The 16,968-nt window shown below is 68.6% G+C and carries 20 protein-coding genes; 15 read left to right on the top strand and 5 right to left on the bottom strand.

Annotated features, from left to right (window positions below):
* Window positions 1-4 precede the first annotated feature (4 nt).
* The 7 genes from UK23_RS08655 to UK23_RS08625 all read left to right on the top strand — a co-directional run bounded on the left by UK23_RS08655 (window position 5) and on the right by UK23_RS08625 (window position 6,827).
* Window positions 5-442 carry a MarR family winged helix-turn-helix transcriptional regulator gene (locus UK23_RS08655; RefSeq protein ID WP_045310911.1) on the top strand — a complete coding sequence of 146 codons (438 nt, stop codon included), beginning with the start codon at window positions 5-7 and terminating at the stop codon, window positions 440-442.
* Between the two features lie 122 nt (window positions 443-564).
* Window positions 565-2,778: a xanthine dehydrogenase family protein molybdopterin-binding subunit gene (locus UK23_RS08650; RefSeq protein WP_045310871.1), complete on the top strand. Its 2,214-nt coding sequence runs from the start codon at window positions 565-567 to the stop codon at window positions 2,776-2,778.
* Between the two features lie 12 nt (window positions 2,779-2,790).
* Entirely contained in the window at window positions 2,791-3,249 is a 459-nt protein-coding gene (locus tag UK23_RS08645; protein ID WP_045310870.1) for a (2Fe-2S)-binding protein, read from the top strand.
* Window positions 3,250-3,259: 10 nt separating this feature from the next.
* Window positions 3,260-4,501, top strand: a complete 1,242-nt coding sequence (locus tag UK23_RS08640) for an SLC13 family permease (protein WP_045310869.1) — start codon at window positions 3,260-3,262, stop codon at window positions 4,499-4,501.
* Window positions 4,502-4,503: 2 nt separating this feature from the next.
* Window positions 4,504-4,938 (top strand): universal stress protein, encoded by a 435-nt coding sequence (locus tag UK23_RS08635; RefSeq protein ID WP_045310868.1) that lies wholly within the window; start codon window positions 4,504-4,506, stop codon window positions 4,936-4,938.
* 37 nt (window positions 4,939-4,975) lie between these two features.
* Window positions 4,976-5,962: a hypothetical protein gene (locus tag UK23_RS08630; protein ID WP_045310867.1), complete on the top strand. Its 987-nt coding sequence runs from the start codon at window positions 4,976-4,978 to the stop codon at window positions 5,960-5,962.
* A 94-nt stretch (window positions 5,963-6,056) separates the two neighbouring features.
* A complete protein-coding gene (locus UK23_RS08625; RefSeq protein WP_045310866.1) occupies window positions 6,057-6,827 on the top strand; it encodes a TIGR02452 family protein in 771 nt (256 codons plus the stop codon).
* On the opposite strand, the gene UK23_RS08620 is transcribed toward UK23_RS08625, so the two are convergent.
* Both UK23_RS08620 and UK23_RS08615 read right to left on the bottom strand, forming a co-directional pair.
* A complete protein-coding gene (locus tag UK23_RS08620; RefSeq protein WP_045310865.1) occupies window positions 6,811-7,593 on the bottom strand; it encodes a hypothetical protein in 783 nt (260 codons plus the stop codon). The two genes, UK23_RS08625 and UK23_RS08620, sit on opposite strands and share 17 nt — an antisense overlap.
* On the bottom strand, window positions 7,583-8,113 hold the full coding sequence (locus tag UK23_RS08615; protein ID WP_045310864.1) for a SigE family RNA polymerase sigma factor: 531 nt from the start codon (window positions 8,111-8,113) through the stop codon (window positions 7,583-7,585). The genes UK23_RS08620 and UK23_RS08615 overlap by 11 nt, the downstream gene beginning before the upstream one ends.
* 36 nt (window positions 8,114-8,149) lie before the next feature.
* Here UK23_RS08615 and UK23_RS08610 point away from each other — a divergent pair, with 36 nt between their 5' ends.
* Window positions 8,150-8,608, top strand: a complete 459-nt coding sequence (locus UK23_RS08610; RefSeq protein ID WP_231114425.1) for a MarR family winged helix-turn-helix transcriptional regulator — start codon at window positions 8,150-8,152, stop codon at window positions 8,606-8,608.
* On the opposite strand, the gene UK23_RS08605 is transcribed toward UK23_RS08610, so the two are convergent.
* Window positions 8,565-9,218, bottom strand: a complete 654-nt coding sequence (locus UK23_RS08605; protein WP_045310862.1) for an FMN-dependent NADH-azoreductase — start codon at window positions 9,216-9,218, stop codon at window positions 8,565-8,567. The genes UK23_RS08610 and UK23_RS08605 overlap by 44 nt on opposite strands.
* 96 nt (window positions 9,219-9,314) lie before the next feature.
* Between UK23_RS08605 and UK23_RS08600 the strand changes: the two genes are divergently transcribed.
* From UK23_RS08600 to UK23_RS08575, 6 genes are all read left to right on the top strand, one after another.
* Window positions 9,315-9,995, top strand: a complete 681-nt coding sequence (locus UK23_RS08600) for a nitroreductase (protein ID WP_045310861.1) — start codon at window positions 9,315-9,317, stop codon at window positions 9,993-9,995.
* A gap of 67 nt (window positions 9,996-10,062) precedes the next feature.
* The gene (locus UK23_RS08595) at window positions 10,063-10,584 is read left to right on the top strand and encodes a ribbon-helix-helix protein, CopG family (protein ID WP_045310860.1); all 522 of its coding nucleotides are present in this window, start codon (window positions 10,063-10,065) and stop codon (window positions 10,582-10,584) included.
* A 69-nt stretch (window positions 10,585-10,653) separates the two neighbouring features.
* Window positions 10,654-11,496: a DUF4097 family beta strand repeat-containing protein gene (locus UK23_RS08590; protein WP_045310859.1), complete on the top strand. Its 843-nt coding sequence runs from the start codon at window positions 10,654-10,656 to the stop codon at window positions 11,494-11,496.
* Window positions 11,497-11,506: 10 nt separating this feature from the next.
* On the top strand, window positions 11,507-12,433 hold the full coding sequence (locus UK23_RS08585) for a daunorubicin resistance protein DrrA family ABC transporter ATP-binding protein (protein ID WP_045310858.1): 927 nt from the start codon (window positions 11,507-11,509) through the stop codon (window positions 12,431-12,433).
* The gene (locus UK23_RS08580; RefSeq protein ID WP_045310857.1) at window positions 12,430-13,212 is read left to right on the top strand and encodes an ABC transporter permease; all 783 of its coding nucleotides are present in this window, start codon (window positions 12,430-12,432) and stop codon (window positions 13,210-13,212) included. Before UK23_RS08585 ends, UK23_RS08580 begins: the two co-directional genes overlap by 4 nt.
* A 32-nt stretch (window positions 13,213-13,244) precedes the next feature.
* Entirely contained in the window at window positions 13,245-14,441 is a 1,197-nt protein-coding gene (locus UK23_RS08575; protein WP_045310856.1) for a cytochrome P450, read from the top strand.
* A 4-nt stretch (window positions 14,442-14,445) separates the two neighbouring features.
* On the opposite strand, the gene UK23_RS08570 is transcribed toward UK23_RS08575, so the two are convergent.
* Window positions 14,446-14,967 (bottom strand): RICIN domain-containing protein, encoded by a 522-nt coding sequence (locus UK23_RS08570; protein ID WP_052684477.1) that lies wholly within the window; start codon window positions 14,965-14,967, stop codon window positions 14,446-14,448.
* Window positions 14,968-15,146: 179 nt separating this feature from the next.
* Between UK23_RS08570 and UK23_RS08565 the strand changes: the two genes are divergently transcribed.
* On the top strand, window positions 15,147-16,001 hold the full coding sequence (locus UK23_RS08565) for a hypothetical protein (RefSeq protein ID WP_045310855.1): 855 nt from the start codon (window positions 15,147-15,149) through the stop codon (window positions 15,999-16,001).
* Here the strand turns inward: UK23_RS08565 and UK23_RS48400 are convergent.
* A complete protein-coding gene (locus tag UK23_RS48400) occupies window positions 15,998-16,942 on the bottom strand; it encodes a LuxR C-terminal-related transcriptional regulator (protein WP_052684476.1) in 945 nt (314 codons plus the stop codon). The two genes, UK23_RS08565 and UK23_RS48400, sit on opposite strands and share 4 nt — an antisense overlap.
* Window positions 16,943-16,968 lie beyond the last annotated feature (26 nt).

The following is a 16,968-nucleotide window of genomic DNA, read 5'->3' as shown; positions in this document are numbered from 1 at the left end:
CCTGATGGACATCGACCTCGCCACGCTCGCGTACCTGGCGGGCAGCTCCGCGAACGACGCGATTCTCCGGCGGCTGCACGAGATCGGGCACGACGGAGTGCGCGTCTCGCACGGGTACGTGATCCAGCATCTGATCGAGAGCGAGCCGACGGTGTCCGAGCTGGGGGAGTTGCTCGGCGTGACGCAGCAGGCCGCCTCGAAGCAGCTGGCCGAGCTCGAGCGGCTCGGGTATGTCGTGCGCGAGCCGGACCGCGTGGACAGCCGCGTCAGGCGGGCGGTTCTCACGAAACGCGGCCGGAAGCTCGTGGAGGACAGCAGGAGGATTCGCCGGGAGTTCGACGTCCACGGTGACGACGCGGTGAAGCGGGCGTTGATCCGGTTGCTGGACGCGACCGGCGGTACGGAACGCGTGCTGAGGCGCCGGGTGCCACTGGTCGAGTGAGTCGGTCTCAGCTACGGCGAATCGTTCGGGTTCGTGCCGCAGTTGCGGTGATCCGCCAGTCAGTCCTGCGCCCATTCGGCTGACGGTCGTACCCGGCTGGTCCGGATGTCGTTGACGAGTACATGACCTGTGACAACGAAGTCCCGGTCCCCGATGCCCGGGTCCCCTTACGTCGTCGGCAGTTCCTCGCGTTCCTGGTGGCCGCTCCGGTGCTGACCGTTGCGGTTCCCGGCACTGCGGAGGCGGTCCTCCCGACACTGCCGCAACCGGCCGAGATCATGGATCTCGGCGACATCCTCATCCTGGCCGGAACACCGACAGCCGGTGCGCTCGCTGTGCTGAGCGTCGGCGAGGACGGTGTCGTCACGCTCGAACTGCCTCGTGCCGAGGTCGGCCAGGGCATCACCACTGCCACCGCGATGCTCGTCGCGGAGGAGCTCGACCTGCCGCTTTCGCAGGTGCGGGTCGTGCTCGCGGATGCGCGGCCGGAGCTGCTGTTCAACCAGCTCACCGGTGGTTCCAACACGATCCGGTCGGTGTACGGGCCGGTCCGTCAGGCGGCGGCGGCTGCACGGGCCAGGCTTCTCGCGGCGGCTTCCGAGCAGTACGGCGTGGCGGCTTCTCGACTGTCCACACGCGACGGTGGTGTGATCCTGCCGGACGGGCGGTACATCGCGTACGGGCTGCTGACTTCTGCGGCGGCCCAGTTGACCGGGGTCTTCGCCGCGCAACCGAAACCTGTCTCGGAGCACCGGCTGGTCGGCACTCCGCAGTCGCGCATCGACGCCCGTGCGATGGTCACCGGTCAGTTCAAGTACACGCTCGACCACGACGTACCCGGCGCGATGCCGACGGTGGTGCGCCGGCCGCCGACGATCAACGGCACGGTGAAGTCGGTTGATTCGAGCGTGGCGAAAGCGATGCCCGGTGTGCTGGCCGTCGGCGTGGTGCCGACGGGTGTCGCGGTCGTGGCGGAGACGTTCGGGCAGGCCATGGCCGCTCGGGACGCGTTGCAGGTGACCTGGCACCCCGGCACGATCGACGCGTTGTCGGACAAGGAGATCCGGGCGAAGCTGCGGGCGGCGGCGCTGCCGTTCGTGGTGCCGCCGCTGCTGACCCAGCACGTCGACATGGAGTTCGACTTCGCGTTCGTCAGCCACGCTCCGATGGAGACGAACTCGGCGATCGCGGACGTGCGTGACGACCGGGCGGAGATCTGGGCGGGCCTGAAGTCGCCGATCGTGGCGCGTCAGACGATCGCCTCTGTCGTCGGGCTGCCCGAGTCCGCGGTGACCGTGCACGTGATGCAGGGCGGCGGATCGTTCGGGCGCAGGTTGTTCTTCGACGCGGCGATCGAGGCCGCGCAGATCTCGAAGGCGTTGCGGCGCCCGGTGAAGCTGATGTGGTCGCGCACTGATGACATGCGGCACGGCCGTGCGCGCGCGGCCAGTCACCACAAGCTGCGGGCGACGTTCGGGCTCGGCAACGTGCTGACGTTCGAGCACCGGGTGGCGTCCGTGGAGACCGACTTCCGGCACGGGCTCGGCGAGATTCTCACGGCGACGGCGGCGTCATTGCCCGTTGGAGGCAACCTTTCCTTTGCACAGACGGTGTTTTTGACGACCTGTCACGTGCCCTACAACTTCGGCGTGGTGACCTCGTTGCTCAACGAGGTGCCGTTGAAGATGCACACGGGGTCGTGGCGGTCGGTCTACTCGGCCAACACCCGTGGTGCGGAAGAGATCGTGGTCGACCAGCTCGCCGCGCGGATGGGCAAGGATCCTGTCGCGTTCCGCCGCGAGTACCTCAAGCACGATCGCCAGCGCGCGGTGCTGGACAAGGTGGCCGCGGAAGGTCAGTGGGGCCGGGCGATGCCTCGGGGGTTCGCTCAGGGGGTGGCGTTCCACGACGAGTACCAGTCGTGCACGGCCTGTCTGGTCGAGATCGACGCCAGGGATCCGCAGAACCCGCGCGTGGTCAAGGCGGTGATCGCGGCCGACGTCGGCCGCCCGATCAACCCGCGCGGCCTGGAGGCGCAGCTGCTCGGTGGCCTGACCGACGCCATCTCCACCACGCTGCGCGCTGGTCTGCACATCGATCGCGGTCTGCCGCTGGAGGGCTCGTACTCGCAGTTCCACTACGCGCGGCAGAAGGACGCGCCGCTGGACGTGCGGATCTTCGTCATGCCGGCGACCGGTGAACCCGGCGGTGCGGGCGAGCTGGGCGTGCCGGCCGCGGTGGGCGCGATCGCCAACGCCTACGCGCGGGCAACGGGTGTGGTGCCGCGCAGCTTCCCGATCATCTTCCCGGTCGACTTCGAGCCGTTCCCGCGCTGAAGGAGCGTCCCTGTGCCTACCTACACCTTCGTCGTCAACGGCCGGGCGGTCACCGTGGACGCGCCCGCCGACCTGGCGCTGCTCTGGGTGCTGCGCGACAAGCTCGGGGTGCGCGGCCCGAAGTTCGGCTGCGGCATCGGGGTGTGCCGCGCCTGCACGTCCCACCTCGACGGCGCGGAGATCCAGCCGTGCGTGACGCCGGTTTCCTCGTGCTCGGGGAAGACGGTGACCACGATCGAGGGGCTGGCGTCGGGTGACGACCTCCACCCCGTTCAGGAGGCGTGGCTGGAGCAGGACGTCGCTCAGTGCGGCTACTGCCAGCCGGGTCAGATCATGGCGGCCGCGGCGTTGCTGAAGAACAAGAGCGAGCCGACGGACGAGGACATCGACCGGATCGCGAACGTGTGCCGGTGCGGGACGTACTTCCGCATCCGGCAGGCCATCAAGTCGGCGGCCGCGAAGATGTCCTAACGTTTGCGCCGTGCTGGCGCTGTCTGTGTTGTTGCTGGCGGCCGTGCTGGTCTGCGCGGTCGTCCGGCCGTGGGGATGGCCCGAGGCGGCGGTGGCGGTGCCGGCCGGGCTGCTCGTCGTGCTGGTCGGCGCGTTGCCCCTCGGCCACGCCGTGGACGAGGCGGTGCGGCTGGGGCCCGTGATCGGGTTCCTGGCCGCGATCCTCGTGCTGGCGCAACTGTGTGACGACGACGGCCTCTTCCACGCGTGCGGGACGTGGATGGCGCGGGCCTCGGGCGGGCGGCCTCGGACGTTGCTGGGCGGTGTGTTCGTCACGGCGTCGGTGATCACGGCGGTGTTGAGCCTCGACGCCACCGTGGTGTTGCTGACGCCCGTGGTGTTCGCGACGGCCGCACAGCTCGGGGTGCGGCCCAAGCCCCACGTCTACGCGTGCACGCACCTGTCGAACTCCGCGTCCCTGCTGCTGCCGGTGTCGAACCTGACGAACCTGCTGGCGTTCGCGTCCAGTGGGCTGAGCTTCACGCGGTTCGCGGCGTTGATGGCGTTGCCGTGGGTGGTGGCGATCGGCCTCGAATATGTGGTGTTCCGGCGGTTCTTCCGCACCGATCTCGACGCGCCGGTGCACGCCCCGTCGGTGCGGCCGCCGCGTGAGCTGCCGGTGTTCGCGCTGGCCACGGTCGGGCTGACGCTGGTCGGGTTCGTCGTGGCGTCGGCTACTGGGATCGACCCGGCGTGGGCTGCGTGTGCGGGTGCCGTGGCGATGGCGGTCCGTGCGCTGATGAAACGTCGTACGTCCGTGTTGAAGATCGTGCAGTCTGCTTCGTTGCCGTTTCTCGCGTTCGTGCTCGGCCTCGGTGTCGTGGTGCGGGCGGTGGTGGACAACGGGCTCGACGAGGTGCTCGAGAACGTGGTGCCGAGCGGCAACGGGCTGCTGGCGTTGCTCGGTGTCGCGGCGGTCGCGGCAGTGCTGGCGAACGTGATCAACAACCTGCCCGCGGTGCTCGTGCTGCTGCCGCTGGTCGTGCCGCTCGGGTCCGGGGCGGTGCTGGCGGTGCTGCTGGGCGTGAACCTCGGACCCAATCTGACCTACGCCGGGTCGCTGGCCACGTTGCTGTGGCGGCGGATCGTGCACGACCACGACACCGAGGTGAACCTGCCAGAGTTCACCCGGCTCGGCCTGCTCGCCGTGCCTGCCACCCTGGCCGGCGCGGTCGTGGCACTGTGGGCGTCCCTGCACGTGATCGGAGGATGACCATGACAGTCGTCGTGTGGATCGCCGACGACACCTGGCAGTCCAGTGTGGACGCGGCCCGCGCACACGGGTCCGACTTCCTGCTGCTGCACGTGAGTGATCACGACGTACCCGGCGCGGCTCATGGCGCGTTCGCCGGGCTGTTCGGCAGAGGTCAGCCCGCGCGAGACCCCGGCACCCAGCTGGACCACCTCGCCGCGGACCACGCTTCGAGGCTGCTGGAGGCGGCCGCCGCACGCTTGGGGATGCCGTGCACGACGTCCGCGCGAGTGGGGCGGGTTGAGCACGAAGTCGTTGCGGCAGCTCGAGATGCCTCGCTCCTCGTGGTGTGCCGGGACGGCGACGTCAGCCATGCGGGCCCGCGCAGTCTCGGTCCGCCGACGCGGTTCGTCGTCGACCACGCGACCTGCCCGGTGCTGCTGGTCTGGCCGTCTTAAGTTGCGTGCACGCAAAATTGCGTGTACGCATTTAGGTATGAGAGCAAAGGGCATCGCTTACGACACCGGCTTCGTCCGTGACGGTGAGATCTCCGTACCGGAGTTCGATCTCGGCGTGGTCGCGCGGGATCTGCGGGTCATCAGGGACGACCTGCACTGCAACGCCGTGCACCTGGTCGGCGGCTCGCCGGAACGGCTGGAGCAGTCCGCTCGGATCGCGGCCTCGCTCGGTCTGGAGGTGTGGTTCTCGCCGTACCCGCTGGAGCTGACGCAGGCCGAGATCCTGGAGCTCTTCGTCGACTGCGCCCAGCGCGCCGAACGGGTCCGGGCCGAAGGCGCCGAGGTCGTGTTCGTGGCGGGTGTCGAGATGAGCATCATGAACGTCGGTTTCGTGCCGGGAGACGACGTGATGGACCGGGTGACCCGGCTGGTCAGCCACCCCGACCGAATGGCGGAGGCCGCCGCGAGCCTCAACGAGTTCCTGGCCACGGCGGTCAAGGCGATCCGGGCCGAGTTCCGCGGCAGGATCACCTATGCCTGCATCCACTTCGAGCGGATCGACTGGAGCCTGTTCGACATCATGTCGTTCGAGCACATCCGGTCGGCCGAGGTCGCCGACCAGTACCCGGCGTCGGTGCGAAGCCTGGTGGCGCAGGGGAAACCGGTGGCGATCACCGGGTTCGGCACCGCGGCCTGGAAGGGGTCGGGTGCGGTCGCGCCGCGCAGCATGGGAATCGTCGAGAGCGACGAGTCCGGGCTGCCGGTGCGCCTGCAGGACGGCTACGTCCGGGACGAGGACGAGCAGGCGGTGTACCTGCGGGAGCTGCTGGAGATCTTCGAGGCCGAGGGAGTGGACGGCGCGTTCGTGTACCTGTTCGCGCTCGCCAACTACCCACATCGGCCGGACGAGCCGAGCCGTGACTTCGACATGGCGAGTCCGGGGATCGTGAAGGTCTACGACGACGGGCACTGGGAACCCAAGGCCGCGTTCCACACCGTGGCCGAGATCTATGCGCGGATCTGAGGGCGGCAGCGGGAAATAAGCCTTGGACCCGCGCAGTTCGGTTGCGGGAGGGCGGGAAAACCGCTTGGCCTGCTGGGCGACAATGAGATCCATCATGAGCAGCAGGCTGCGGGCGATCGCCCGCGAGACCGTCGAGATCGCGGAACGGGGTTCCTACGGCGAGGTCTCGATCGAGGTGACTCCGGCGGTGTCCGGAACGGTCCTCCACCTGCCGGACGACGAGCTGTCGTTGCCACAGCAGGGAGAGCCGGCCGAAGTCGACGTCACGAATGAGTCCACTTTGGAGGCGACGCGACGGCTCGGCGGTGACGTCGCCGCGCTGGTCTTCGCTTCCGCGCGCAACCCCGGCGGTGGGTTCCTCAACGGCGCACAAGCACAGGAGGAGAGCGTCGCGCGGTCGTCGGCGCTCTACCCCTGCCTGCTCGCGGCCGGTGACTTCTACCGGCACCACCGCGCGCACGAGGACCTGACGTACAGCGACCGCGTGATCTACTCGCCGAACGTGCCGGTTTTCCGCGACGACAAGGGAAACCTGCTCGACGCGCCGTACCCGGTGTCGTTCCTGACTGCGGCGGCACCGAACAGGTCGGCGATCGTGCGCAACCAGCCCGAGCGGGAAGCGGGCATTCCGGCCGCGCTGCTGCAACGTGCCGTTCGAGTTCTGCACGTTGCGGCAGCGCACGGCCATCGGCGGCTCGTGCTCGGTGCCTGGGGCTGCGGTGTGTTCGGCAACGAGCCCGCTGTCGTGGCCGGGACTTTTCAGACCGCACTGCGGGACAACAGGTACTTCGACCACGTCGTCTTCGCCGTGCTGGACCGGCAGCAGGGCACGCCGACGCTGAACGCGTTCACCCGACCCTGGTGAAGCCGTCCGGGATCTGGGTCTTCAGCGCCGCGAGGTTCTCCGGCGTCGGCGGCAGCCACGTCACGTCGAACGGTGTGCCGCCGTCCTGCACCCACCGCCAGCGCATCGGCAGGTAGGTGGCGGCGTCGACCCACATCTCGGTCGCCACCCCGGCCTTGTCCGCGGAGATGTCCAGCCGGACGGCCGGGGTGCCGTTGATCGGCTCCGACGGCCCGGCCACGGTGATGCGGCCGTCCCTGATCGCCTTCTGGATCTCCTCCGGCGTCCATACCTGGTCGTCCGGCGTCTCGCCCGGCGTGCTGCGGTACGTGCGCGCGCGATGGTCGACGAAGATGTCGCCGGCGGCCGAGCGGCTCAGGTCGACGATCGGCCTGCCGTCCACCGAGGCCTGGTAGCGGAACGCGCTGCCGTCCGCGGCGTGCCAGCGTTCACTCAGGCCCTTCTCGCCCGGCCGGAAGTACTTCTCCTTCTCGTCGGACGGGGCCTGTTCGTGGATCACCATGCCGCGCACGCCTTCCAGCGCGGCGTTGGTGCGTTCCAGCTGGTACGCCACCTCGACAGGCGCGGCTTCCGGCTGTTGTTGTTGTGGCACCAGGACGGCGGCGGCCGCGGCGGCGGCGACCACGGGAAGCACCAGCCACGGCCAGCGGACGGTCTTCTTGCGCTTCACCGACGCGAGCAGCGCGGCGGAGTTGGCCGTCACGCCCTCGACCTCGGCGTGCAGCACGGCACGCACGTCGTCAAGCAGTTCGTTCTCAGACACCATGAGCCTTCTCCGTGATCTGTTCCCCGAGCAGTTCCCGCAACCGGGCGACGGCACGGCTCGTGTGCGCTTTGACGGTTCCCTCTGACATGCGCAGCGTCTCCGCCGTCTCCGCCACCGAGAGGTCGGCGAAGAACCGCAGCACCACCACCTCCCGCTGGCGGCGCGGCAGCTTCGCCAACGCCCGGCGCAGCGTGTCGCGATCGGCGACCATGTCCGCCGGGTCAGGCCCGGCCGGCACCCGCTCGGCGTTCGTCAGCTCCTCTTCGGACACTCGCCTGCGCGCCCATCGCCACCGGTCGCGTGCGAGGTTGACCAGCACCTGCCGGACGAACGCCTCGGGTGCCGTGATGGACTTCCAGCGCGTGGCCAGCCGCAGCAGTGCGGTCTGCAGGATGTCCTCGGCGTGACCGACGTCCCCCACCAGAAGCACGGCTGTGCGCAGCAGCGCGGTCGACCGGTCCAGCACGAACCGGTCGAAGTCGGCGCTCGTTTCTCGTTGCACGATGAGGTAGACGACCATCTGAAGGCGGCGGTTTACACGGGTAGCATGCCCGTCGTGACCAAGCCCGCGCGTGCGACCGACCGTCCAGGAGACGTGTCGCCGTTCGCGCTGGGGTTGCTGCTGCGCCGGGCCCACTGGCGCGCGGCCGCGGTGATGGGGGAGGCGTTGCGGCCGCTGGGCATCGAGCTGCGGCACTTCGCCGTGCTGATGGAGCTGGTCAACAACGGGCCGACGATGCAGCGCGACCTGGCGCCGGCCACCGGCACGGACAAGGCCGGGATCATGCGCATCGTCGACGACCTCGAGCGCAAGGGACTGGCCGTGCGCAAGGCCGTTCCCGGTGATCGGCGGGCACGGGCCGTGGAGATCACTCCGGCCGGGCTGGCGCTGTTCGACGAGGGGCACGTGGCCGCGAAGCCGGTGTCCGACCGGCTCGGATCGGTGCTCGACGCCGAGGAACGCGATCAGCTCACCGCGTTGCTGACCAAGCTCGCTCATTCAGAAGACGCTTAGGGTCTGTGTCGAAGTCCCCAGCCCGCACGGCGGCTTCCGCCACAGCGCGCTCGCGGGACGCCTCGTAGAGCGGGACCAACGCCGCCATCGCCGGGTTGCGCGGTGCCATCGTGAGCTCCGGGACGATGAAGCCGACCTCCAGGCCGAGGCTGCCGCCCAGCACGGCCTCCAGGTAGTTCCGCACGAACTCGAACCCCTCGCGCGGCGTGCCCGGCGCGTACGAACCACCCCGGCTGGCCACGACGGTGGCTGGTTTGCCAAGGCATGACGGCGCTTCGCCTGACGTGCGGCCGAGCAGGATCACGTTGTCCAGCCAGGCTTTCAGCGTCGACGGGATCGCGTAGTTGTACATCGGCGCACCGATCAGCAGGGCGTCCGCGCTCTCCAGTTCCTCGATCAGTTCGAGCCTCGAGGCGAACGCGGCGGAGTCCCTGCGCGCGTAACCCTCGGCGGTGATGTGCGGCACCGGCGAGGCGGCGAGGTCGCGGTAGATCACCGTGCCGTCCGGGTGCTGTTCCTCCCAGGTCCTGCGGAAGACCGCGGTGACCGAGCGGGACGCGGACGCCTCACCGTGGAACACGGAGGAGTCGATGTGCAGCAACGTGGCCATGTGTTCTCTCCTACTTCGGATCGCTCGAAACGGTATCGATCGATACTATTTCAATCGTAACGACACGAGCGCGTCAAGTGAGGGGATGGGGTTGTGATGGACGTCTACGAGGCCGTCACGAGCAGGCGGGCGGTGCGTGCGTTCACCGATCAGGAAGTTCCGCGCGAGGTGCTGGAACACATGCTGACGGCCGCGGCCTGGGCGCCCTCCGGCTCGAACATCCAGCCGTGGCACATCTACGTGGTGACCGGGCAATCGTTGGCGGAGCTGAAGAAGCGCACGCTGGACCGGCTGGCCGCTGGCGACGCGTGGGACGACCCGGAGTACCAGCAGTACCCACCGGTGCTGAAGCCGCCGTACGCCGAGCGCCGGTCAGCTTTCGGGCAACAGCGGTACGGCGCTCTCGGCATCGAGCGCGGTGACCTGGAGGCGCGGCAACGGGCGGCCTCGGCGAACTGGGACGCCTTCGGGGCGCCCGTCGTGTTGTTCTGCTACCTCGACCGCGGCATGGGCTCGCCGCAGTGGTCCGACGCCGGCATGTACCTGCAGACGGTGATGCTGCTGCTGCGCGAGGAAGGCCTGCACAGCTGTCCTCAGATGGCGTGGGCGAAGTTCCACCGCGCGGTGGCCGAGACCGTGGCGCCACCTGATGACCTCGTGCTCTTCTGCGGCCTGTCGATCGGGTACGAGGATGGCGCCAAAGCGGAGCCACGCACCGGCCGCGCGCCGCTCCAGGAGACCGTCACGTTCCTTGAGCAGGCCTCTGACCTGCAGTGAGCCAAAGTGATGCCATTCTGAGCCAGAATTGCTTGCTGGTGGCGCCACCGTGTGCCATAGTGATGCCATGGATCTGACCCCGTATGTGGCTTCCCTCGGTCGCGAGCTGCTGACCGCCGTCGAAACCGGCGGCGACGAAGCGAGTGCGACGGTCGAGCGGTTGACCGTGACGATGGAGTCGGCGATCCGGCTGGCACTGCTCGAAGCGCTGTCCGCCGCCGCCGACGAGATCACCGCGGACCTGGCGCCGGACTCGGTGCAGGTGATGCTGCGGGGCCGTGACCCGAAGTTCGTCGTGACGCGCCGGACGCCGGAGCAGCCGGTCGCCGTCGCGCCGGAGCCCGTCGCGGCACCCGCCGAGGACGTGGCGGCCGGCTTCGAGGACGGCACCACCGTGCGCATCAACGTCCGGCTGCCCGAGCCGCTCAAGGCCGCGATCGACGAGGCGGCGGCCAAGGAGGGCCGCTCGGTCAACGCGTGGCTCGTGCGCGCCGCTTCGGCCCAGCTCGCGCCGAAGCGCGAGTCCGGCCCCGAAACGCTGATCGAGGGCCTCACGGGCACCCAGCGTTTCGTCGGCTGGGTCCGCTAACCACACCCGTTCTTCCGCGCGTCTCTGAGCTGCGGAGACGTTCCTGCGACACCTTCTGAGGGGACAGCCATGCCTTCTTACGACACGCCAGAACCGATTTCCGTACTGCTCGACGTCTACGCGGGCTACGTCCAGATCGTCGCGAGTGACCGCACCGACACCACGGTCGACGTGCGCCCGTCCGACCCGTCCGACTCCTCGGACATCGAGGCCGCGCAGAAGACCCGAGTCGACTACTCCGACGGCACGCTGATGATCCGCGGCCCGAAGCGGACCTTCGACTTCTCGAAGAGGACCAGGTCCGTCGACATCGTGGTCGAGGTGCCCACCGGGTCCAAAGTGGACGCCGACGTGACGGCCGGCAGCACCCGCACCACCGGCGTGCTCGGCGTGACCGAGGTCGACATGTCCGCCGGCAACATCCACGTCGACCGGGCCGGCTCGCTGAAGGCGGACACCGGTGCCGGTGTGGTCCACGTCGGCGCGGTCAAGGGCAACGCCGAGGTCAAGACCGGCAGCGGCCACATCCGCGTCGGCACGGTCGACGGCTCACTGGTCGTCAAGAACTCCAACGGGCACATCGAGGTCGGCACGGTCGAAGGCGAACTGCGGGCCCGTTCGGCCAACGGCGACATCAACGTCGAACGAGCCGGTGCTCTCGTGGAGGCCAAGACCGCCATGGGGTCGATCGGCATCGGTGAGGTCGTCCGCGACACCGTCTCGCTGAACACCGCGATGGGCGGCGTCGAGGTCGGGATCGCGCAGGGCACCGCCGCGTGGATCGACGCCAAGACCAGCTTCGGCCGCGTCACCAACACGCTCGAGGGCAGTGACGGTCCCGGCAACGCCGCGCAGACCGTCAAGGTCACCGCCCACACGTCCTTCGGCGACATCACCGTCCGCCGTGCCTGAGGGGAACTCCATGAACGCGATCACGGCCACCGGCCTGCGCAGGTCCTACGGTGACAACGAAGTGCTGAAGGGCGTCGACCTGAACGTCCAGCGCGGCACGGTCTTCTCGTTGCTCGGCGCGAACGGCGCCGGCAAGACCACCATGGTCAAGATCCTCTCCACGCTGATCCGCGCGGACTCCGGCAGCGCTTCCGTTGCGGGACATGACGTTGCCCGTGACCCCAACGCCGTCCGCGCCGCGATCGGGGTCACCGGCCAGTTCTCCGCCGTCGACAACCTGATGACGGGCCGCGAGAACCTGAAGCTGATGGCCGACCTGCACCACCTCGGCCGCGCGGTGGGAAAGCTCAAGGTCGAGCAGCTGCTGGAGAAGTTCGACCTGGTCGACGCGGCGGACAAGTCGGCGTCCACCTACTCGGGCGGCATGCGGCGCCGGCTCGACCTCGCGATGACGCTGGTCGGTACGCCGCAGGTGATCTTCCTGGACGAGCCGACCACCGGTCTCGACCCGCGCAGCCGCCGGGCCATGTGGGAGATCGTGCGCAGGCTCGTCGCCGACGGCATCACGATCTTCCTCACCACCCAGTACCTCGAGGAGGCGGACGAGCTCGCGGACCGGATCGCCGTGCTGGACAACGGGAAGATCGTCGCCGAGGGCACCGCGGACGAGCTCAAGCGCCGCATCCACGGTGGGCACGTCCTGTTGCAGTTCAACGATCCCCGCCACCTCGAAGCCGCAGCCCGGGTGGTGCACAACGCTTCCCGCGACGGCGAGGCGCTCGCGTTGCGCGTGCCGAACGACGGCAGCGTCAGCTCGCTCAAGGCACTGCTCGACCAGCTCGACGAGCACTCGGTGCCGGTCGACTCGCTCAGCACGCACACCCCCGACCTCGACGACGTCTTCCTCGCCCTGACCGAGAAAGTGACCCAGCCATGACCTACGTGCTGACCGACTCGGCGACCATGGTGCGCCGCAACCTGAAGCGGATGATCCGCTACCCGTCGATGACGTTCCAGCTGCTGATCATGCCGGTCGTCTTCCTGCTGCTGTTCGTCTACGTCTTCGGCGGCACGCTCGGCGCCGGCATCGGCGGACCGACCGGCGGCCGGGCGGAGTACCTGAACTACGTGACGCCGACGATCATCCTGATGGCGATCACCGCGGCGGTGCAGGGCACGTCGATCTCGATCGCGATGGACATGACCGAGGGCATCGTCGACAGGTTCCGCACCATGGCGATCGCCCGCGTGTCCGTCCTGACCGGACACGTGATCGGCAGCCTCGTGCAGACCGTGCTGGCCATGACGTTCGTGTTCGGTGTCGCGGTCGCGATCGGCTTCCGGCCGCAGGCGAACTTCGTCGAATGGCTCGCGCTGGCCGGCCTGTTGATCGCGATGGCGTTCGCGCTGATCTGGTTCTCCGCGGCGCTGGGCCTCGCGAGCAAGACCGTCGAGGGATCGAGCAACATCGGTCTGCCGCTGATCCTGCTCCCGTTCTTCGGCAACGGTTTCGTGCCGACCGACTCCATGCCGGCCGCACTGCGCTGGTTCGCCGAGTACCAGCCGTTCACCCCGTTCATCGACGCCCTGCGCGGCCTGCTGATGGGCACGCCGATCGGCAACAGCGGCTACATCGCCTTCGGCTGGTGCGTCGTCATCGGCGTCGGCGGCTACCTCTGGTCCAAGAAGCTCTTCAACCGCGAATCCACCCGCTGAACCAGCCAGGCCAGCCAAAGGAGAACACTGTCATGCAGCACGGACTTCCCATGGACCGCGACGTCACCCCGTTCGACCCGCCCGCCCGGATCGCCGAGCTGCGGTCGTCGCGTCCGGTCAGCCCGATGCTCTTCCCCGACGGCCACGAGGGCTGGCTGATCACCGGCTACGAAGCGGTGCGAGCGGCTTTAGCGGACACCAGGTTCAGCTCACGGCAGGACCTCGGCATCCTGCACGTGCCGTACCCGGTGCCCGGCATGCCGGAGCAGACCGAGCCGTCCCCGCAGGTGCCCGGCCTGTTCCTGGCCATGGACCCGCCGGACCACACCCGGTTGCGGCGCAAGCTCACCGGAGCGTTCACGGTCAGGCGGATGAAGGCTCTGGAAGAGCACATCATCGAGATCACCGAACGGCAGCTGGACGAGCTGGCGAGCCTCACCCCGCCGGTCGACCTCGTGCAGGCGTTCGCGCTTCCGGTGCCGTCACTGGTGATCTGCGAGATGCTCGGTGTGCCCTACGACGACCGCGAGTCCTTCCAGCACAACTTCTCCAGGTTCATGGAGAGGGAGATCGACCTGGAGGAGAAGATGGCCGTCTGGGTCGCGCTGAACACGTTCCTGGCCGAACTGGTCACGGCGAAGCGCGCCGAGCCCGGCGACGACCTGCTGTCCGACCTCGCCCGCGACGAGGACCTCAGCATCGAGGAACTGGTCGGCATCTCGTTCCTGTTGCTGCTCGCCGGTCATGAGACGACGGCGAACATGTTGGCGCTGGGCACTTTCGCGCTGCTGGAGCACCCTGACCAGATGGCCGCGCTGCGGGACCGGCCAGAGCTGATCCCGGACGCCGTTGAAGAGTTGTTGCGCTACCTCGCGGTCGGCGACATCTTCTTCCGGTACGCCGCCGAGGACATCGAGTTCTTCGGGGAGACGATCCGCGAGGGTTCGACGGTGGTCGTGTCGCTGCTGGCGGGCAACCACGACTCCGCGAAGTTCGAGGACGCCGACAAGCTGGACGTGCACCGCAACGCACGCGGGCACCTGTCGTTCGGGCACGGCATCCACCAGTGCCTCGGGCAGCAGCTGGCGCGCATCGAGATGCGGGCCGGGTTCGAGGGGCTGCTGCGCCGGTTCCCGAGCCTTCACCTCGCGGTGGAAGCCCGCGAGGTGAAGCTCAAGACGGACATGAACATCTACGGCGTGCACGCCCTGCCCGTCACCTGGGCCTAGCGCTTCAGCCGATGTTGAGGCGGAACTGCTGCTCCGGCGTCCCGGCCACGCACTGCCAGATGTTGAGGATCACGCGGTCGTCCGTGCTGGCCCACGGCACGTCGAGGCACAGGTTGCTGTTGCGGTTGATGAAGTTGTAGTACCCGTTGCCGAGATCGGCGAGCCACCACTGCTGGGTCAGGCTGCCGTTGCAGTTGAACTGCTGGGTGCGGGCACCGTTGTGGCCCCAGCCGTACTCGATGTCGATGCACTTGCGGCTGCTCTGGTTCGAGATCTCGTAGAAGCCGTCGCGGTTCTGCAGGAACAGGAACTTCGCCGCGGGCGTGTGGTCGCAGCGGTACTGCTGGATCCAGGCACCGTTGTCGCCGGACTGTCCCGCCAGGTTCACGCACTTGCCGCTGTTGCGGTTGATCGCCTCGGCGTAGAACGCGCCGGGCGCGGCGCTGGCGGGTGCGGTGATCGTCGCCAGTGCCGCGATCGCCATGCCGGCGGCGAGGGCGATGCCCCGAACGATTCTGCTGCGCATTTGTCGTACTCCCAACTGGGTTCGGGTGGTGTGCGGCAAAGCTAGGCAACGGATTTGGTGCCGGGTAAGGGGAACTGGCGGCCAATGGCCGGTACCGGCCAGGGGGAGATGGCCGGATTGGGACAGTGTCCGGATCCGGTCGTTCCCCGTTTCCCGATCTCTCAGTAGGTTCTGCGGCCATGGGATTGCGGAAAGTTCTGCTGGCCTTCGTGATGCTCCTGACGGTCGTCACGCCGGCGGAGGCGTATGAGCCGTGTGCGTTGTGGGAGCGGCAGGTCTACGCGGTCACGGGGGACGGCGCGCTGGTCGAGCACACCTTCTGCCTCGACGCGAACCGGAGCACCGGCCTGTCGCGCTGGACCGGTGACCGAGTGGTCGCCCGCTCCGGCTGGGACGAGGTGACCACGGCCTTCTGGTCGGGCCACGAGCACGGTGACGGCGTGTACTACCGCGTGGTGGGCAGCGGCCTGTACTGGTCGAGCGATCTCACGTCGTGGCAGCAGATCGGCCGCAAGACCGACTGGAGCGCGTTCACCTCGCTGACGTCTCCGGAGCCGGGTGTCATCTACGGCACCGAGTCCTCCGGTGCCGTGCGCCGATGGGAGCACAGCGGCTGGCAGGACGGCGCGGACACGTGGGGCGCGGCGAGCACCACGGCCGTGTTGCCCAAGGGAAGCGTGCTGTACGGCCACACCTATGCCGGGTTCATCGGCAACTCGGGGACCGTGAACGTCTGGGGCCCCGACTTCACCAGGTCGAAGCTCCGCATCACCGTGCCGGACGGAGTGGACCGCGGCGCGATCGTGCCGTTCGACCTGGAGCAGAGGTATCCCAACTCGGCCTTCGCCCTCACGTCGAACGGAGGCAAGCTGGTCCTGCTGCTGCCGGGCACGTGCGCGAAGCTCGAACGCCCCTGGGTGGCCGGCGACGAGACCGGTGGCGGATACGTCCTCCTCTTCGCGGGCGGGTACCAGCGGCATGGCACGGGGCCGGTCGAGTGGCAGTGCGGCGGGCCCAACGGGCCGGTCAACTAGTCGAGCCAGCCATCGCGGACGATCATCGCCGTAGCCGTGATCCTGTTGTCCACACCCAAAAGGTCGAGTGCGGCGGAGATGTGCCGCCGCACCGTCCGTTCGCTCACGTCGAGGTGACGGGCGATCGCGGCGTCGGTCATCCCGCCGATCATCAGGCGAAGCACCGTGCGCTGATGGGCCGAGAACTTGCTCACCGCGCCGTTGTCGTGCAACGGAAGCGCGTTGTTCCACAGCATCTCGAAGTACATGCGCAATGCCGCCACGATGACCGGAGCCCTGACCAGCACGGCACCTTCCATACCGGTGCGGTCCAACGGCAGCAGCGCCGCGCGGTCGTCGACGAGCACCATCTTCATCGGCAGCTCGGGCAGAACCCTGAGCTGCCAGCCGCCTTCCGCGCATCGCCGGACCATCTCGCCCGCGAACGGCAGGTCCAGCACCGCTCTGGAGTAGATGTTGCGGAACTGGACCCCGCGTTCCAGCACGGCGGCCGGCGGCACCTTGGCGGACCGGCCGTCCGGCGGGTTGCGGTAGTGCTCGGTCTCCAGGTTGGCGAAGTCGCGTTCGGCGGACAGGCACAGCTCGACGGACAGCGCGCCGATCTCGGCAGGATCCGTGTGGACGCTGATGCCGCTGTCGTCCCGGTCCGCATTGGCGACGAATTCTTTCTGCAGCACCTGCATTTGCTCGCGGGCGCGCACGATCATGCGGTGCTGGTCGAGGAGCTGGCGTTGCACGGTGATCAGCGCCTGGTCGACCGCGCGCGACGGTTCGACCGGGACGATCACCGGTTCGCCCACGAAACGCTTGCGGGCGAACCCGGCCTCGACCAGCTCCTCGACCTCTTCGGCGTCGGTGAGGGGCAGCTGACCTGCTCGCAGCAGCCGTTGGTAGAGCTCGGCCGCTGGCGCGTTCAGCAGGCCCGCTAAGACGTCCGACATCGTCCGGCTCTCCCTCGCAGTGAGTG

Source organism: Lentzea aerocolonigenes (assembly GCF_000955955.1).
Classification (GTDB): domain Bacteria; phylum Actinomycetota; class Actinomycetes; order Mycobacteriales; family Pseudonocardiaceae; genus Lentzea; species Lentzea aerocolonigenes_A.
This window is presented reverse-complemented; position numbering and strand designations above follow the sequence as displayed.

Bases quoted from the DNA above. Each gene is read 5' to 3' on its own strand.
- UK23_RS08655 (WP_045310911.1), top strand. From the start codon at position 5: ATGGACATCGACCTCGCCACGCTCGCGTACCTGGCGGGCAGCTCCGCG.
- UK23_RS08650 (WP_045310871.1), top strand. From the start codon at position 565: ATGACCTGTGACAACGAAGTCCCGGTCCCCGATGCCCGGGTCCCCTTA.
- UK23_RS08635 (WP_045310868.1), top strand. From the start codon at position 4,504: ATGACAGTCGTCGTGTGGATCGCCGACGACACCTGGCAGTCCAGTGTG.
- UK23_RS08630 (WP_045310867.1), top strand. From the start codon at position 4,976: ATGAGAGCAAAGGGCATCGCTTACGACACCGGCTTCGTCCGTGACGGT.
- UK23_RS08625 (WP_045310866.1), top strand. From the start codon at position 6,057: ATGAGCAGCAGGCTGCGGGCGATCGCCCGCGAGACCGTCGAGATCGCG.
- UK23_RS08620 (WP_045310865.1), bottom strand. From the start codon at position 7,593: ATGGTGTCTGAGAACGAACTGCTTGACGACGTGCGTGCCGTGCTGCAC.
- UK23_RS08615 (WP_045310864.1), bottom strand. From the start codon at position 8,113: ATGGTCGTCTACCTCATCGTGCAACGAGAAACGAGCGCCGACTTCGAC.
- UK23_RS08605 (WP_045310862.1), bottom strand. From the start codon at position 9,218: ATGGCCACGTTGCTGCACATCGACTCCTCCGTGTTCCACGGTGAGGCG.
- UK23_RS08600 (WP_045310861.1), top strand. From the start codon at position 9,315: ATGGACGTCTACGAGGCCGTCACGAGCAGGCGGGCGGTGCGTGCGTTC.
- UK23_RS08595 (WP_045310860.1), top strand. From the start codon at position 10,063: ATGGATCTGACCCCGTATGTGGCTTCCCTCGGTCGCGAGCTGCTGACC.
- UK23_RS08590 (WP_045310859.1), top strand. From the start codon at position 10,654: ATGCCTTCTTACGACACGCCAGAACCGATTTCCGTACTGCTCGACGTC.
- UK23_RS08585 (WP_045310858.1), top strand. From the start codon at position 11,507: ATGAACGCGATCACGGCCACCGGCCTGCGCAGGTCCTACGGTGACAAC.
- UK23_RS08580 (WP_045310857.1), top strand. From the start codon at position 12,430: ATGACCTACGTGCTGACCGACTCGGCGACCATGGTGCGCCGCAACCTG.
- UK23_RS08575 (WP_045310856.1), top strand. From the start codon at position 13,245: ATGCAGCACGGACTTCCCATGGACCGCGACGTCACCCCGTTCGACCCG.
- UK23_RS08570 (WP_052684477.1), bottom strand. From the start codon at position 14,967: ATGCGCAGCAGAATCGTTCGGGGCATCGCCCTCGCCGCCGGCATGGCG.
- UK23_RS08565 (WP_045310855.1), top strand. From the start codon at position 15,147: ATGGGATTGCGGAAAGTTCTGCTGGCCTTCGTGATGCTCCTGACGGTC.
- UK23_RS48400 (WP_052684476.1), bottom strand. From the start codon at position 16,942: ATGTCGGACGTCTTAGCGGGCCTGCTGAACGCGCCAGCGGCCGAGCTC.